Source organism: Pseudomonas sp. PSPC3-2, from assembly GCF_049897085.1.
GTDB classification, from domain to species: domain Bacteria; phylum Pseudomonadota; class Gammaproteobacteria; order Pseudomonadales; family Pseudomonadaceae; genus Aquipseudomonas; species Aquipseudomonas paraveronii.
This window is the reverse complement of the sequence record NZ_JAFCVO010000012.1, coordinates 143,569-159,229: the sequence shown is the minus strand read 5'-3', so window position 1 is coordinate 159,229 and position 15,661 is coordinate 143,569. Positions and strand designations below refer to the sequence as shown.

Annotated in this window: 15 protein-coding genes; 3 read left to right on the top strand and 12 right to left on the bottom strand. The window is 63.3% G+C overall.

The features are described 5' to 3' along the window. Positions 1-135: 135 nt before the first annotated feature. Genes ACP7CJ_RS20555 through ACP7CJ_RS20545 form a run of 3 tightly spaced genes read right to left on the bottom strand, consistent with a single transcriptional unit; the run spans position 136 to position 4,322 of the window. On the bottom strand, positions 136-1,200 hold the full coding sequence (locus ACP7CJ_RS20555; RefSeq protein WP_426101359.1) for a lipocalin-like domain-containing protein: 1,065 nt from the start codon (positions 1,198-1,200) through the stop codon (positions 136-138). Then, a complete protein-coding gene (locus ACP7CJ_RS20550; protein ID WP_426101357.1) occupies positions 1,190-3,652 on the bottom strand; it encodes an FtsX-like permease family protein in 2,463 nt (820 codons plus the stop codon). Before ACP7CJ_RS20550 ends, ACP7CJ_RS20555 begins: the two co-directional genes overlap by 11 nt. 1 nt (position 3,653) lies before the next feature. Then, positions 3,654-4,322 (bottom strand): ABC transporter ATP-binding protein, encoded by a 669-nt coding sequence (locus tag ACP7CJ_RS20545; protein WP_426101355.1) that lies wholly within the window; start codon positions 4,320-4,322, stop codon positions 3,654-3,656. A gap of 279 nt (positions 4,323-4,601) precedes the next feature. Here ACP7CJ_RS20545 and ACP7CJ_RS20540 point away from each other — a divergent pair, with 279 nt between their 5' ends. The 3 genes from ACP7CJ_RS20540 (at position 4,602) to ACP7CJ_RS20530 (ending at position 8,653) form a co-directional block, all read left to right on the top strand. Next, the gene (locus ACP7CJ_RS20540) at positions 4,602-5,282 is read left to right on the top strand and encodes a histidine phosphatase family protein (RefSeq protein ID WP_426101353.1); all 681 of its coding nucleotides are present in this window, start codon (positions 4,602-4,604) and stop codon (positions 5,280-5,282) included. Between the two features lie 188 nt (positions 5,283-5,470). After that, positions 5,471-7,126, top strand: a complete 1,656-nt coding sequence (gene arnT, locus ACP7CJ_RS20535) for a lipid IV(A) 4-amino-4-deoxy-L-arabinosyltransferase (protein ID WP_426101351.1) — start codon at positions 5,471-5,473, stop codon at positions 7,124-7,126. A gap of 9 nt (positions 7,127-7,135) precedes the next feature. Then, entirely contained in the window at positions 7,136-8,653 is a 1,518-nt protein-coding gene (locus ACP7CJ_RS20530) for an ArnT family glycosyltransferase (RefSeq protein ID WP_426101349.1), read from the top strand. A gap of 96 nt (positions 8,654-8,749) precedes the next feature. On the opposite strand, the gene ACP7CJ_RS20525 is transcribed toward ACP7CJ_RS20530, so the two are convergent. The 9 genes from ACP7CJ_RS20525 to ACP7CJ_RS20485 all read right to left on the bottom strand — a co-directional run bounded on the left by ACP7CJ_RS20525 (position 8,750) and on the right by ACP7CJ_RS20485 (position 15,661). Continuing rightward, entirely contained in the window at positions 8,750-9,256 is a 507-nt protein-coding gene (locus tag ACP7CJ_RS20525) for a hypothetical protein (protein ID WP_426101347.1), read from the bottom strand. Continuing rightward, entirely contained in the window at positions 9,253-9,771 is a 519-nt protein-coding gene (locus ACP7CJ_RS20520; RefSeq protein WP_276193742.1) for a hypothetical protein, read from the bottom strand. The genes ACP7CJ_RS20525 and ACP7CJ_RS20520 overlap by 4 nt, the downstream gene beginning before the upstream one ends. After that, complete coding sequence (locus ACP7CJ_RS20515) at positions 9,768-10,394, bottom strand: hypothetical protein (RefSeq protein ID WP_426101345.1); 627 nt, start codon at positions 10,392-10,394, stop codon at positions 9,768-9,770. The genes ACP7CJ_RS20520 and ACP7CJ_RS20515 overlap by 4 nt, the downstream gene beginning before the upstream one ends. A 201-nt stretch (positions 10,395-10,595) precedes the next feature. Beyond that, positions 10,596-11,528, bottom strand: coding sequence for a pyridoxamine 5'-phosphate oxidase family protein (locus ACP7CJ_RS20510; RefSeq protein WP_426101343.1), 933 nt, complete (start codon positions 11,526-11,528; stop codon positions 10,596-10,598). Positions 11,529-11,607: 79 nt separating this feature from the next. After that, a complete protein-coding gene (locus ACP7CJ_RS20505; protein ID WP_426101341.1) occupies positions 11,608-12,492 on the bottom strand; it encodes a LysR family transcriptional regulator in 885 nt (294 codons plus the stop codon). Then, complete coding sequence (locus tag ACP7CJ_RS20500) at positions 12,492-13,412, bottom strand: LysR family transcriptional regulator (RefSeq protein WP_426101339.1); 921 nt, start codon at positions 13,410-13,412, stop codon at positions 12,492-12,494. The genes ACP7CJ_RS20505 and ACP7CJ_RS20500 overlap by 1 nt, the downstream gene beginning before the upstream one ends. Before the next feature lie 18 nt (positions 13,413-13,430). Further along, positions 13,431-14,063 carry a glutathione S-transferase family protein gene (locus ACP7CJ_RS20495; protein WP_426101337.1) on the bottom strand — a complete coding sequence of 211 codons (633 nt, stop codon included), beginning with the start codon at positions 14,061-14,063 and terminating at the stop codon, positions 13,431-13,433. Positions 14,064-14,195: 132 nt separating this feature from the next. Further along, positions 14,196-14,987: an ABC transporter permease gene (locus ACP7CJ_RS20490; RefSeq protein WP_253397130.1), complete on the bottom strand. Its 792-nt coding sequence runs from the start codon at positions 14,985-14,987 to the stop codon at positions 14,196-14,198. Then, positions 14,984-15,661: an ABC transporter ATP-binding protein gene (locus ACP7CJ_RS20485; protein WP_426101335.1), complete on the bottom strand. Its 678-nt coding sequence runs from the start codon at positions 15,659-15,661 to the stop codon at positions 14,984-14,986. Before ACP7CJ_RS20485 ends, ACP7CJ_RS20490 begins: the two co-directional genes overlap by 4 nt.

Sequence of the window (15,661 nt, the reverse complement as noted above, 5' to 3'; positions counted from 1 at the left end):
CCTTACATCCCGAATGCAATGAAGATGGCGTCGGAATATAAGCAAGCGAATACGGCCAGGACACAAGCCCGAGGGGGCTAAATCACATTTGGGAAGTTGCCTACGCAGAACAGGATTAGCACCTACAGAAAAGTGCTAATACCCGGTCATCTCCAGATACCCAACCCCACCCTCAAACTGCACCGGTCCTTCCCAGTACGGAATATTGAGGTTCATCCAGGCCTTCGGGTTGACGGCTTCTGTGGTGATATCGAGCTGTTTGCCGGGAATTTTCAGCGACCAGCGTGTGGGAATACGCCGCCCGTCGATGGCCGTGGTGGCCAGTGGCGTAAGTTGGATATCGGCGTTGTGCAAGGTTTGGGTATGGCCCTCGCGGTCGATCCAGGTGCCGGTGAGATAACCCGTGCCGTCCTTTTGTCTTACGCGAAACAGCATCAACTGCTCGCCACGGTCCAGGTGCAGGGAAAACCAGTCCCAGCCGGTCTGGTTGGCGGCCAGGGGTTGGCTGCTCCACTCGCGGTCGAGCCAGGCCGGGCCCGTGACCTGGTAAACCTTGCCGTCGAGACTGATGCTGCCGTTGGCGGTAAAAAACGGCTGACTGTAGTAGTAAGAGGCCTGGCCTTGGTCGGACTTGCGGCTGTAGCCGTTGTCGCCTTGAAGCACCAACGGGCGACTGGACGTCAGGTGCAAGTCGTAGGCGAATTGCGCGCCACTGGCCTTGAGCTGCATGTCCGCCAAGGGGCCGGTTGCGCCTGGGCGGGTGGCGAAGTTCCAGTCGTCGATCCAGGCACTGAACGGCGCGGCCTGGGCCCCGGCCTGGCCGACGCCGCCACGGGCGTAGCGCTCGGCGGCGTAGTGCCGGGTGGCCGAGGTGACGGCGGCGTGGCCGAGCCAGATCGTTGAATCCTGCCAGCCCGATTGCGTCGGCCCGGCCTTGAGAGCATTGCGAAACAAGGTCCATTGCACGCCGAACACGTGGCCCTGAGCGTCTTTCAGGTTGGCGGTAACGTACCACCACTCGATACGAAAACCGGCGTGGGGGCCGTGGTCCTCGGGAAAATCGAAGACCTTGCCGGGCAGCACCTGGGCAAAATCTGCCGCCTCACTGCCCAGGCCGGCGAAACTTTCCTCGGGCGCGGGGGCTTTGTCACAGCCGCTCACCAGCAACAGAACGACGCACAGCAGCGCCTTAATCTTCATGGGCGAACGTCCTCAGCAAATCCGCCGGGCGACTGCGGTACAACTGCCACAGCGGCCATGCCGACGCCAGCAACGTGGCAAGCAGCGCCAACCCCAGCAGTTGCGCCAGTTGCCAGGGGAAAATATGCAATGGCAGGCGCCAGCCAAATGCCTGCACATTGATCACCGCATCCAGGCACCACGCCAACAGCAACCCCAAGGGCAAGGCCAGCAGTAGCGTCAGCACCGCCAACAACCAGGTCTGCCCCAAGTTGAGCAGCATCAATTGCCGGCGCGTCACCCCCAATGCCCACAGCGGTGCGAGTTGGCCGAGGCGGCTTTGGCTCTGGGTCAGCAGGCTGATGAACAGCGCCACGCCTGCCACGCCGAGGGTCAGGCTATTCAGCGCGGCGGTGGCGGCGAAGGTGCGTTCGAAGACCTGGCTCGACCAGCCTTTGAGTTGCTGCTGGTCAACGATACGGCTGTCGTCCAGGGCAAACTCGCGCTGCACTTCACGCACCAGCGGCGCCACGTTTTGCGGCAGTACGCGCAGGTTGAAGCGCGCCGGCGACAGCGTCGGCCAATGCGCCAACAGGTGCTGCGCATTGACCAGCACGTGGCCCTTGGGGTTGCCGTAGTCGGCGTAGATCCCCACCACCTGGGGCGACCACACACCCTCGGGCGTGGGAATGTCAACGGCGTCGCCGACTTGCACGTTCAAGCGCCGCGCCAGTTGCTCGCTGAGCATCAGCGTGTCATTGCGCAGTAATTGGTCCCACGGCGCACGCGCCGCTTGCAGCAACGGCCAGTGCTGGCGATAGGTCGGGGCGTCAACTACGCCGAACACATCCGCCGGCCAGCCCTGCAATTGCACGGCGACCTGCCAGGTGGGCAGCACCGCCTGCACCAGCGGTTGGTGCGTGAGCCAGGTATTCAACTGTTCGGCCTGGGCCGGGTTGTGTGGGTTGAGGTACAGCTCGGCGGTGAGGCGTTGTTCCAGCCAGTTGTTGAAGGTCAGGCGAAAGCCCGAGGTCATGGAGCCCGCGCCGATGTTGGCCGCCAGCGCCAACAGCAACGCCATCAGCGCCAGGCTCAAGGCCGGCAACTGTTGGCGGCAGTCGGCAAGAAACCATTGCCCAAGCACCGAGCGGCTGCGCCCCAGCAGCGCTTTCAACAGTGCATTGAGCAGCACCGGCAGCCCCAACGCGGCACCGAGCAGCAAGGCCGCCATTAGCACAAATCCAGCGGCCAGACTGTCGCCCCACCACAGCGCCAACAGCGCGATCAACAACGCCGCACTCGCCACCCAGCCCTGGCGCCGCAACCAGCGCCCATGGGCCTCATGCCAGGCCTGGGGATTGGCCAGCGCCAGCAACGGTAAGCGCGCCGCCCGCCACACACTGCCGGCGCCGGCGAGCAACGCACCGAGCAGGCTCAGGCCCAACCCGGCGAGCCACCACCAGGGGCTGAGGCTCAGCTGCCCCGGCACTTCGGCACCGTAGAGGCCGCGCAGGCTGGCCGCCACGTCCGGTAACAACACGCTGGCGAGCACATAGCCACTGGCGACACCGAGCACACCGCCAAGCAAGGCCAAGGCACCCAACTCCATCCCCAGGCCGAGGATCAACATCCGCGCACTCACCCCGCAAGCGCGCAAGGTGCGCAGCAGCCCGCGCCGTTGCTCCAGGGCTAGGCCGATGGCGGCATGGACAATAAACAGCCCGACCACAAAGGATAAAAAGCCCAGCGCGTCCAGGTTCAGGTGAAAGCTCTCGGTGAGGCGCGCGAGGTTATTGTCCTCGCCCTGCTTGAGCTGCAGTCCCGCCGGCGGCGTGGGATGGGCGGCGGCGAACGACTTGTCGAGCAGCAGCCGGGACAGGCGCCCAGGCATGTCCAGCAACGGTTGGGCAAAACCGATATCGGTCAGCAACATGCCAGGGGCCATGTCCGGTTGAACCTGCAACGGCGGCAGGGCTTGCCCGCTCGCCGTCAGCGGCCGTTCACCGGCCTGCAACCCCAGCGCCTGCAACGTATGCGGGGCGATCCAGGTACGCCCCGGCGGGTCGAAGAACGCGACCATTTGCGCCTGACTCAAGCGCTGCCCCGCCACCGCCCCGCTGCCGGGCAGCGACAGCGGATCGATGCCCATCAATTGCAGGCGCTGATCCTCATGCCCCTTGAGCAGCACCCGCCCCTGCACCACCGGCGACACCGGCCAGCCGGCGCGGCGCAACTCGGCAAACAGCGCCTGGGGGAAACTGGCAGCGTCCGGCGCGCTGAGGCTGGCCTGGGGTTCGCCGCCGATCAATTGACTGGCGCGCGCGTAGCTGTCCCGCGCCTGGCTGTTGAGCGCTTGCACCCCGGTCAGCAGCGCGGTGGCGAGCCACAGACCGGTCAGCACACTGAAAAACTGCACGGGATGGCGCCGCCAGTGGCTAAGCAACGCGCGTAACGTCCAATAGAACACCGCCATCTCAGCCAACGTCCGCAGGCAGGACGTGGCCGCGGTGCAACACCACCTGCCGGTCGAGCCGCGCGGCAATGCGCGGGCTGTGGGTGACCATCAACAGGCTGGTGGGGGTATCGCGCAACAGGTCCAGCAGCAGTTGCAGCACCTCATCGCTGGTGGTTTCATCAAGATTGCCCGTAGGCTCATCCGCCAACAGCAAGCCAGGTCGAGACGCCAACGCCCGCCCTACCGCGACCCGCTGCTGCTGGCCACCGGAGAGTTGTTCCGGGTAGCGCTTGAGCAGACCCCCCAGGCCCAGGCGCTCGACCAACTGCGCTTGCCAGATCGGATCAAACCGCCCTGCCAGGCGTGCCTGGAACGCCAGGTTGTCGTCGACACGCAAGCTGCCGATCAGGTTGAATTGCTGGAACACCAGGCCGATGTCAGTGCGTCGCCAATCGGCCAACTGCCGCTCGGTCATCTGATCCAGGCGCTGCTCACCCACGCGGATACTGCCACCGTCGACGCGATCCAACCCGGCCACCAGGTGCAACAGTGTGCTTTTTCCGCTGCCGGACTCGCCCATCAGCGCCAGGCTGCTACACTCAGCCAACTGCAGATCGACCCCGGCCAATACCGTCAGCGGGCCCTGCGCAGTGACGTAGCATTTATGGACACCTTGCACCTGCAACATGGGAATGCTCGCTCGCCAATGGACTGCAACCGAGGATAACGGCTGACCGACCTCGCCACGCAAATTTTTCACATGCATTTCACCGGTTACCTACCGATCACCGAATAAAGTGCCCGACAAGCGCCAATGACGCTCAACTTTTTAGTTGTCGGCACGCCTTATTTTTAACGCTCCAATTTTCAGCAAAAAGACAGCAACTGTATGACAGGCTCTTGCTCCACTAAGGGCACTGTCAAACAGTTGCGCCTGACTAATAAAAAGCTGCCTGACGTACCTACGGTGAATAGTGTGGTTAACCTGACCTTGACCAAACCGCGTTCGTATCAAACGCGAGCAAAACGTCTGAAAAAACTTTGGCAGGGCATTGCAGCAATCACCTTGCTCGGCGTGTTGCTGGCAGGTTTTCTGGCCTGGCCTGTGTCGCCACCGAACCTGGGCGCGGGCAATCGCCTGCTGACGTCAGGCCTGCTGACCAGCTGGCGCGAGGGTAATCTGGTGGTACTGGTGCGCCATGAAGAGCGCTGCGACCGCTCCTCCAACCCCTGCTTCGGACCCGCTGACGGTCTGACGGTCAAAGGGACTCAACAGGCAGCCGAAACCGGAAAAGCCTTTAAAACATTGGGCATGGAGCGTGCAGACGTGTTCAGCACCCCGACCACCCGTACCGCCCAGACCTCGCTGTTCATGTTTGGCAAAACCGAACTGTCGCCAGGCCCGCTGGCGATCTGCGGCGATGCCATGGGTGAAGAACTCCTCAGCCACAAGCAGCCTGGACGCAACCTGGTGCTGATCACCCACAGCGGCTGCATCAGTGACATCGAACTTGCCCTAGGCTACCCCCACGCGAAATCCACCGAATACGGCAGTGCATTGTTCATCAAGGTGCTGGGCAACGGCGAACTCAAGGCCGTGGGAATTATAAACAGCGGCGATTGGCCGGCGGCGCTCAAGCAACTTTAGACACTTTTCAACCGATACAAGAGGCGGATGTTCAGCCAAACGACAGCCAACTTATGGCATGTTTAACTGCGCCTGTTAGTTAAGGACGTCATGAATAATTTAAGACCCTTAGTGAACACTGTGACTTTTTACCCCCGTGCGTCCTTACACAAATTCCCTACACTTAGACGTCAAGGAGCGACGTTCGCATGACCCGATTCAAACCCCTACCTTTATTGCTGCTGGCCGTTGTCGCGTTTTATCTCCTGCCTTTGGGCCTGCACGGTCTATGGATACCCGACGAGACCCGCTACGCTCAGGTCAGCCAGGAAATGCTCATGAGCGGCAATTGGGCCGCACCGCATTTCATGGGCGTGCGTTATTTTGAAAAACCCGCCGCCGGCTATTGGCTGATTGCCCTCGGCCAGGCGGTCTTCGGCCAGAACCTGTTCGGCGTGCGCATCGCCTCGGCGTTGACCAGCGCCCTGAGCGTGCTGCTGGCCTACCTGATCGCCCGGCGCCTGTGGAACGACCCGCGCAAAAGCTTCGCCTGCGCCTTGCTCTACTTGAGCTTTGGCCTGGTGGCGGGGCAAGCCGGCTACTCCAATCTCGACCCGCAATTCACCTTTTGGGTCAACCTCAGCCTGGTGGCGCTGTGGTTTGCCCTCGATAGCCGCACCCCGCGCGCCCGACTCGGCGCCTGGGCGGCGCTGGGGCTGGCCTGCGCGATGGGCTTCATGACCAAGGGCTTCCTCGCGTTGTTGCTGCCGGTGCTGATCGCCGTGCCCTATATGCTCTGGCAACGCCGCCTGGGCGAATTGCTGCGGTATGGCCCACTGGCGATCGTCGTGGCAGTCGTGGTGTGCCTGCCGTGGGTGTGGGCGATCCATGTGCAGGAGCCCGACTACTGGAATTTCTTCTTCTGGCATGAACACATCCGCCGTTTTGCCTCCGGCACCGCGCAACATGCGCGGCCATGGTGGTTCTTCCTGCCGATCATGGTCGTCGCATGCCTGCCCTGGGCGGCGCTGCTACCGACCACGCTGCACAAGACCTGGAAAGAAAAGCGCCAACCGGCGATAGCCTTTCTCGCCCTGTGGATGCTGCTGCCGCTGGGTTTCTTCAGCCTGAGCAGCGGCAAGCTGCCGACCTACATCATGCCGTGCCTGTTACCGCTGGCGTTGTTGATGGGGCATGCCTTGATCGATGTGATGCAGCAGGGCAAAACCCGCGCACTCCGCATCAACGGCCTGCTCAACTTCGTGATCGGCATGGCCGCGATGGTGACGTTGATCTATCTGCAAATCGGCGATCCGCTATACGGCAACAGCCACGCGGAAATGTTCAGCCTGTCGTTGACCTTCATTGTGCTGCTGGGCTGGGTCCTGACCAACCTGCTGCAAGCCTTTCGCCCGTTGACACTCTGGGCGACGCCAGCCCTGGGCATCGGTTTGCTGGTGCTACTCCTGCCAGCGGGCATGCCGGCGCGGATATCGAATAACGAAATGCCTGACCAGTTTGTGCTGGAGCATCTGGAAGAACTGCAGCAAACCCAGGCGTTATTGAGCAACGAATTAGGCTCGGCATCGGCACTGGCTTGGCGCCTGAGCCGGCCGGATGTCGCGTTTTATGACACCGAAGGCGAGCTGCAATACGGCCTGCAATACCCAGACGCGGTACACCGCAAAGTCGGGCTGGACAACGTCCAGTCGTGGCTGGCCGAGGCGCGCCAACAGGGTTCGGTCGGGGTGCTGATGCGCGTCAGGAGCACCAACGAACACCTTGAGGAAGGGCAACTGCCACCCGGCGGCAAGCGCTATCGCAAGGGCGACCTGGTGCTCACCCTCTATCCGAAATCCCCTTAGGAACCGTCCATGACTGTCTGGAAAACCGAACGTGGCGCCTTGCTGCTATTGCTGGGCGTTTCCGCCCTGCTTCTGCTGCTGGGCCTGGGCAGTCGCGACCTATGGGGCCCGGAAACCCGCTGGGCGAACATCGCCGTGCAGATGCTGCAAAGCGGTGACTACTTCGACCCCTACCTCAAAGGCACGCCGTATTACGACAAGCCCCTGCCCTCCTACTGGCTGATCACCGGGTTCGCCAACCTGATGGGCGGCCTGGGGCCCTGGTCGCTGCGCCTGTCGTCGGTGATTTCCGCATGGTTGAGCATCTGGCTGGTGTACCTGATCGGCGAGCGCCTGTTTCGCAAAGGCACCGGGCTGATTGCCGGCTGGATGCTCGCCACCACGTTCTATTTCCTGTTCTGGGCACGCGTGGCCACGGCGGACGTGCTCACTGTGTGTGGCGTGCTGGCGGCGGTGTGGTGGTACTGGCGCGGGCCGGATGACACACGACTATGGCGCTACACGGTGTTTTTCCTGCTGTTGGCCGCGACCTCGTTGTTAAAGGGCTTGATCGGTTTTGTGCTGCCAGGCCTGGTGCTGCTGCCGCACCTGCTCAGCGAGCATCGCTACAAACGTCACCTCAACCTGCGCGTGGTGCTGGCGCTGCTGATTGCCGCCGGGTTCTATGCCATCCCCTTTGTGCTGTCGCACCTCTACGGCGCGCCGACCTACGGCGAAAGCGGCCTGGCCCTGGTATTCCGCGAAAACGTCGTGCGTTTCTTCGACCCCTTCGACCATATGGGGCCGATCTATACCTATCTGATTTACCTGCCCGCCTACACCCTGCCCTGGGCACCGTGCTGGTTGCTCGGCCTGTGGCTGGCCGTGCGACATTGGCGTCAGACCCCGCCCAACGTGCGCTGGCTGGTATGGGGCCTCGGGCTGCTATTCGTGTTCTTCACCGCCAGCGGCAGCCGCCGCAGTTACTACGTGCTGCCGCTGGTACCGTTTGCCCAGTTGCTGGGAGCGTGGTGGCTCAGCGAACGACTGGCGAAAAAACCCGCCAGTTGGCCGCGCTGGCAGAAAGGCTTTGGCGTTGCCGCCGCACTGATGCTGCTGGTGCTCGGCGTGGCGTACCCGTGGACCAACGGCAATGGCGGCGTAACCCGTTTCGTCGAGGATGTGCACGCTCAAGCCGAGAAGACCGCGCCGTGGAACCAATGGCAAATGGTACTGGTGGAAGTCGACAACAAACTGCCGATGTACCTGCAAAACGACGGCCAGCCGTTCTACTACGTCGCCGAAACCCAGGACTTCCCCCGCCAGGGCGACAGCGCTGCGTTCATGGCCTGGCTGGAACGCACCAGCGGCCGCCGCTTCGACCCGCAACACACGATTATCGTCGCGCAGTTCTCCAAGGACGATCCCACGCCCCTGGCATACCTGGGCACGGATCATCAGGTGATCACCACTCAGCCGGACAATGGCGAGCGGCTGTTTCACCAGCGTGCGGATGGGAGTGTGGCGTTTATCCCTATGTCACGCTGACCTGCCCGCCCCTGGCGCTCGACGATAGCCAAAGCCACACGCTGTTGGCGACGCGGGGGTTGCCGCTGCGGCGCGATCGCTTGATTCCCTACCGGCTCACTGATAGGGAATCAAGCGATCACGGTCCAGGTCTCGCATCAGGTCGCCGAGCATTTCACTCTCGCTGCGAGGTTCGATCATGGGGATGTACCAGGTCGTGGCCGTCCAGCCGCCGCGCTTGTAGGCATAGGTTTTCAACAGTTGACCGTCCTTGAACACCGAGCCATGCAATTGGCGCTCGTAGGTGTAGGGCACTGGCACGGTCAGCAGCGTCAGAGCGCCGAGTACTGCGGGGAGCACTCCGGCCCCTTTACCGCCGCTCTGGTCGACCAGCAGGCTGTAGCCGGTCTTGCTGAAACCACCGTCGAGGAAACTGAAGGCGCCGGTATCACGCAGCAACTGGATGACTTCGCGCTGCTTTTGCTGATCGAACCGGGATTCGGGCGGCGGCATGGTGACACTCATCGGCACATAGGCGTGCTGGGCTTTGTAGTCCAGGGGCTTGAGGGCGGTGCTGCAGCCGCCGAGCAACAGCACGGCAGCCATTAAGGTGATCCTGATCATTGCGTGTGCTCCACAGGCAGCAGGCCATCACGTTGTACATCCTGGGCAAAGGCACGGGTGATACGGTTTACGTTCTCTTGCTGCATCCCGCCGCTGCCATCGAGCAGCCAGGTGTATTTGTGGGTGACGTTGCGATAGCTGTATTGCTTCAACAGCTTTCCATTTTGTTGCAGGGAAAACTCGGTGGTGGTGTCGATACTCTGGGACAAGGGCAGCAAAAACAGTGTCGCCGTACTCAGCAGAATTACCGGGAAAGGTGGCAAATCGCGCTGGCTATTGAAGCGGATCAACACCGAATAATCCCCTGCCTTGCCCTGGCCGGTTTCGACACTGCGAAACACTCCGGTTTCGCGTAACTGGTTACGGATTTGCGCGGCATTCAGCGGGTCGTCGACCATGACATGGATCGGCTTGAGGTAGTCCTGACCGTCGGGCAACGCGCGCTCGGGCAGGGTATTGGTGGCCGCACAGCCAGTCAGCAGCGCCAGGACGCTCAGGGTAATAACGCGGTTCATGGACGCATCTCTTGAAGGGTGTTCTGGCCCGCAGCGGTAGACAGCGGCGCGATGATATGCGGGGCGGCGCTGCGATAATCCAGCGGTATCAACTCCAGCGCCGGCAAGCGCGGAACCGATTGTCGCGCGATCGGTTCATCGCGACCTTGCTGGTCACGCCAACGGAAGGCGCACAGGGAAGCCCCCAGGCACAGCGAGCGAAATTCACCGAGGTAATAGGCCTTGCCGGCTTGCAGGCGCATCGGCAGGTTGAACTTCTCCCGAGCCTGGACCGAGGTGTAGGTGGTGCCCAGGGTGGGTGAATAGTTGCTGGAGAAGAACTGGAAATCATAAAACTCATAATCTCCCGGTTTGAGCGGCAGCACGAACACACTGGCGGCACCGGCCTGGTCCTTCACATCCTGAGGCGTTTCCCGCCCGGCACCGACCCATATACCGGCGGCCCCGAAGGCGGAGCCACGCTTGCGAAACAACAGGCGCTGGTTGGGTGCGGGAGAAGCATTGAGGTTCTGCGGGCCGATGGAGCCCACAAGATAAGCCACCGGTTCTTCGGGGCCTGGTTGCAGCGGCTGACTGATCAGCGACGCGGGCTGAGTACCGCACCCCGCCAAGGCTGCAGCCATTAAGAGCAAGGCCAAAGGCCTGGAAAAGCAAAACATGTCGAATCCTGAACGCGGGCAAAAAGGGAGCTGCATACGCCACAGGAAAGACATGCAATGAGCCATCCTGGCGCTGCGCCTCGCGTCACTGCGAGGGGGGCGAATGGTACGGGAGGGATGAAGGTTTTACCACCCGCTCGCCACCCCAGGCTTTCCAGCACCGCCCTACCAACGCCCCATCGCCAGGCTGTACGGCGAAAACTCCGCAACCCCCCACCTCAACGCCAGCGCCGCCGGGCGGCGCACCACCTGCTCCACCGTGACCGTCCACAACCGCTGCGCGCCCTCGAACCGCGCCACCTCGGCCCCGCTGAGGATCAGTGAAGTGCGCCCGGCCAGGTGCATCACGTCCCCCGATGCAAAGTCGATGAACAACAACCCCGCCACCGGATTGGCGTGCAGGTTGCCCAGGGTGTTGAAGAACAGGTTGCCGGCAAAGTCGGGGATGGTCAGCACGTTGCCTTCCACGCGCACGAAGCCGCGGTTGCCGCCGCGATGGGAGACGTCCACCGAGCGTTCGCCGCCGATGTCCACGTAACTGGCGACGAAGAAGGTGTCGGCATTGCGGATCATTGCGCACGCGGCGTCATCCAGGCAGTTGCTGCGCTCGACCACATCCCCGGGTTTACGGGCGACCCCATCGACAGGCCGCAGTTGGATGTATTTGGGGCAGTTGCCGAAGGACTGCACCACATCGACCGCAAAGCCCTCATGATCCAGCGCGCCGACCCGGCCATTCAGGCGATTGCGGCGGCGCGTGTCGAGGTCGATGCCGAGTAAGCCGACCGCGGCCCCTGGATGCAGCGCGGAGCGTGCAGGGTCGCCGGTGCCCGGCAGGCTGTCGATCTGCAAGGTGTGGGGGTCGGGCGAATGGGCAAACCCCGGCGCGCCTTCGATCATCGTCGCCCAGGGCATGCCGTGCGCGTCCACCACGCCGAGCAGCAAGTACGGCAACAGCGGATAAAACCCTCGGTGTTGCTCGTGCAGATGATCGCGGATCACCTTGGCGCCAATCATGTCCATGCGCTCGGCAGCACCTGCGCTTGCTTGCATCTGCCGTTCACCGGCATGCCAGGGGGAGTGTTCGATCGGGTTCATGGCGATCACCTCGAGTTAGATAACCCAATGCTGCGCCCCGCCAGGCAGCGAGAGAATACCCATGTTGAGCAATCGAGCATTACGCCAACTGAAACGCCGGATGCTCGCGCAGCGCCGCCACGCAGTGATCGACAAAACTGCGCACGCGCATCGGTGCATGGCGGCCTTCGCGGTAGACCACGTTGACCGGCAACGGCGCCAACTCGTGGGCGGGCAAGACGCGGCGCAACTGATTGCTGATCAGGTGCTCGTGAACCGGGTAGCTCAGGCAACGGATGATCCCCGCGCCATGCACGGCCGCATTGATCGCACCTTGCACCGTGGCGCAGCGCAGGCGTGTACGGGCCTTGAGGTGGGCGTGGGGGAAATCCCAGTGGACCTGATCGGCGCTGGCGATCAGGCGATGTTGTTTGAGATCGTCCGGGTGCGCGGGTGCGCCGTGGGCAGCGAGGTAATCGGGACTGGCGCAAAGGATCTGCCGCACCTGGCCGACCGGCCGTGCGATCAGCGACGAGTTCGGCAACGCGCCGACCAGGATCGCCACGTCCAGCCCCTCTTCGTGCAGGTTGGGGTAATAGTCGTGGTAGCGGGCCGTCAGGTACACATCGGGGTGGCGGTCCAGATAACCGGCCAAGATCGGCGCCATCACGTACCGGCTGAACAGCAACGGCAAGAACACCCGCAGATTGCCCTGGGCCTGCACATGCGAGCCCTTGGCCGAGGCTTCGGCGGCGTCCACGGCGGCCAGCAGGCGTACGCAGTCGGCCAGGTAGGCGCGGCCTGCGTCGGTGAGGCTAACACCCCGCGTACTGCGCTGCAGCAACGCCACGTGCAGGCGTGCTTCCAACCGCGCCAGCGCACGCACCAGCGTCGCGCCCGACACCTGGGCACTGCGCGCCGCCGCAGCCAGGCTCGGTTGCCCGGCCAGCGCCGCAAACCGCTGCATGTCGCGATAGCGCTCCATCAGCTAGGCCGCTGCGGCGCCGGGTTCAGGCCCCGGTCCTGGGCGAAACGCTGGGTGAGGAAGTCGACGAAGGTCTGCACCTTCGCCGGTACACGGGCGCCCTTCTGGAACACCACCTGGATCGGCAGCGGCGCGGGTTCGAACGCGTCGAGGACAATCTCCAGCTCACCGGCCGCCACCGCCGCCGCCACCTGATAGGACAGCACCCTCGTCAAGCCCCAGCCGATGCGCGCCAGGTTGATCGCGGCGTTGTTTGCCGTGACCACCAGGCGCGGCGCGATGGGCACCGTCAGCAGCCGGTCGCCGTCGACGAATTGCCACTCGCTGATCAATTGGCTGGCCGACGACGTGGCGATCTTGGCTTCACGCAACTGCTCGGGACGTTGCGGCCGCCCGTGCTGATCGAGATAGCCGGGCGATGCGCACACCACCCGCCGCACTTCACCGACCTGGATCGCCTGTTGCCCCGGCTCCTGCAGATGACCGATGCGCACGGCCACGTCGACGCCTTCGTCGGTCATGTTCACCACGCGGTCGACCAGCAAGGCGTTGATGTTCACCAGGGGAAAACGATCGAGATACGTCCCCAGCAACGGCGCCACATACAGCTCGCCAAACAGCACCGGGGCGGTCACGGTCAGTTGCCCACTGGGGATGGAATAACTGCCCGCCGCCGCTTCCTCGGCTTCGTTCAGCTCGGCGAGGATGCGTCGACAGTCTTCTAGGTAGCGCTGGCCGGCTTCAGTCAGGTGCAGACTGCGGGTGGTGCGCGCCAGCAATTGGGTGCCGATGCGCTGTTCCATCGCGGCAATCGCCCGGGTCACGCTGGGCGGCGAGGTGTTCAGGCGGCGCGCGGCGGCGGCGAAGCCCTCCTCCTCGGCCACCGCGAGGAACACCTGCATTTCATGAAATCGGTCCATCGACGCCCCTCTTGAAGGTTACTGTGATTGCAGGCCCACCGCCGTGCGTGGCATGCCGACAAAACCCGGCAACGCTTCGATACTGGCCAGCCACGCGCGCACTTGAGGGTAGTCGGCCAGCGACACATTGCCTTCCGGCGCGTGGGCCACGTAGGTATAGAAGGCGATATCGGCAATGCTCGGCTGCTCACTGGCCAGGAAGCGACTTTGGCCCAGTTGCTGTTCAACCAATTGCAGCAAAGCGTGGGAGCGGCTGATGGCGGTCACGGTATCGACATCCGCGCCAAACACCACCGCCAGCCGCGCGGTCGCCGGCCCGACGTGGAGCTGACCGGCGGCGGCCGAGAGCCAGCGCTGCACACGCGCCTGGCCCAGCGGGTCGCTCGGCAGCCATTGGCCGTTGCCGTACTTGCTCGCCAGGTACACCAGAATCGCGTTGGAATCGGCGAGTACGGTGCCGTTGTCATCAATCGCCGGCACCTGGCCGAACGGGTTGATGGTGTCGACGAATTCAGCGGCCTTGTGCGCGCCTTGCTTGAGGTCTACCAGGATGAATTCACTGGGCAGGCCCAACAGCGACAACATCAGCTCGACCCGATGGGAATGGCCGGACAGGGGGAAACCATAGAGTTTGATCGCAGACTGGGACATGAAAGGCTCCAAAGAAGTGGGGGGCTTGACGCCAGGCATATTCCGCCGCGGCGTCTATCGATGGAATCACCAGGATTTACAATCGAGCATTTCAGCTGATGAAACAATCATCGACGGCTCGTCGCCTGACCTTCAGCGCTCTTGCAGCCGATCCCGCAAAAACCGATGACTCCTGGAAAACAGGCGCCGGTAGGTAAGCAGCACCGCGCCGACCGTGCCCAACGCCGACGAAGCGGCGATCAAAAACATGATCACGATCTGGTACCGCACCGCGTCCACCGGGCTCTCCCCCGCCAGCACCTGGCCGGTCATCATGCCGGGCAGGCTGACGATACCGACCACGGTCATCTGGTTCAGCGTCGGGATCATCCCGGCGCGCACCGCCTGGCGGATCGCTTCCTGCGCCGCTTCCCAGCGTGAGCCGCCGAGGGCCAGGATCATCTCGATGGTGTTGCGGCCCGAGGTCAGTTCCTGGGTCATGCGCTCGATCCCCAAGGACACGCCGGTCAGGGTGTTGCCGAGGATCATGCCGAGGATCGGGATCGCATACTGCGGCTCGTACCACGGGTGGATACGAATTACCGCAAACAAGCCCACCGCCGTGACCAGCCACGAACTGCCCCACACCGACACGATGCTGTCGATCCGTTGCCCACGGTACGTCCGCCGCCCACGCCCCGCCGCCGACAGGCCGGCAATCAGGGTCATCGCGCACATCAGCGGCAGCACCACGTACCAATAGGCGAACGCGAACACCCAGCCCAGCAGGTAACCGATCGCCAGCAGTTGCACCACGGTACGCACGGCGGCCCACAACAACTGGCGCTCCAGGCCCAGGCGCAACGCCAGCGACAGCGCGCCGTTGATCAGGATCAGCGAGGCGGCGATGGCCATGTCCAGCGCAGTCAGGTTTTGGTAGTTCATGGCTGGGTGGCTCCGCTCAGCACACCGGCGCGCATGTGCAAGTGGATGTCACTCATGCGTTGGGCCTGTTCCAGGTCGTGGGACACCCAGACATACGCACGGGTGGGGTCATTGGCGAACCAGGCGTCGATCAGCGCTTCGACATCGTGCGAGGACGCGGGGTCGAGGGCGGCGGTGGGTTCGTCCAGCAACAGCACGTCGGGATTGAGCTGCAGCGTGCGGATCAACGCCACCACCTGGGACTCGCCGCCCGACAGGTCGCTGGCGTTTTTTGCCAGGAAGTCGGGCGACTTGCCGGCGTGCTGCAGCAGCGCCGTGACGGTCGTCAGCTCGAAACGGCGTTTACGCAGGGTCTTGAGGCTGAAGGGGAAACGCAGATTGTCTTGCACCGTGCCGTCGATCAGCGCCGGGCGTTGGGACAGGTAGCAGATGCGGCTGCGGTACTCGGGAATGTCTGCGTTAGTGATCGGCCGGTTGTTCCACAAGACCTGCCCCGATGTGGGCGCGTCCAGCAACGCCAGTGCCCGCAGGAACACGCTTTTGCCGGAGCCGGACGGGCCGGTGATCGATACGCGGTCGGCGCGGTGCAGGGCGAAGTCAGTGGGCTGGAGCAAAGCCACCTGGCGACGCTCATCCCGGCACGCAAGGGCGCGGGTTTCGATCAGTGCGCTCAT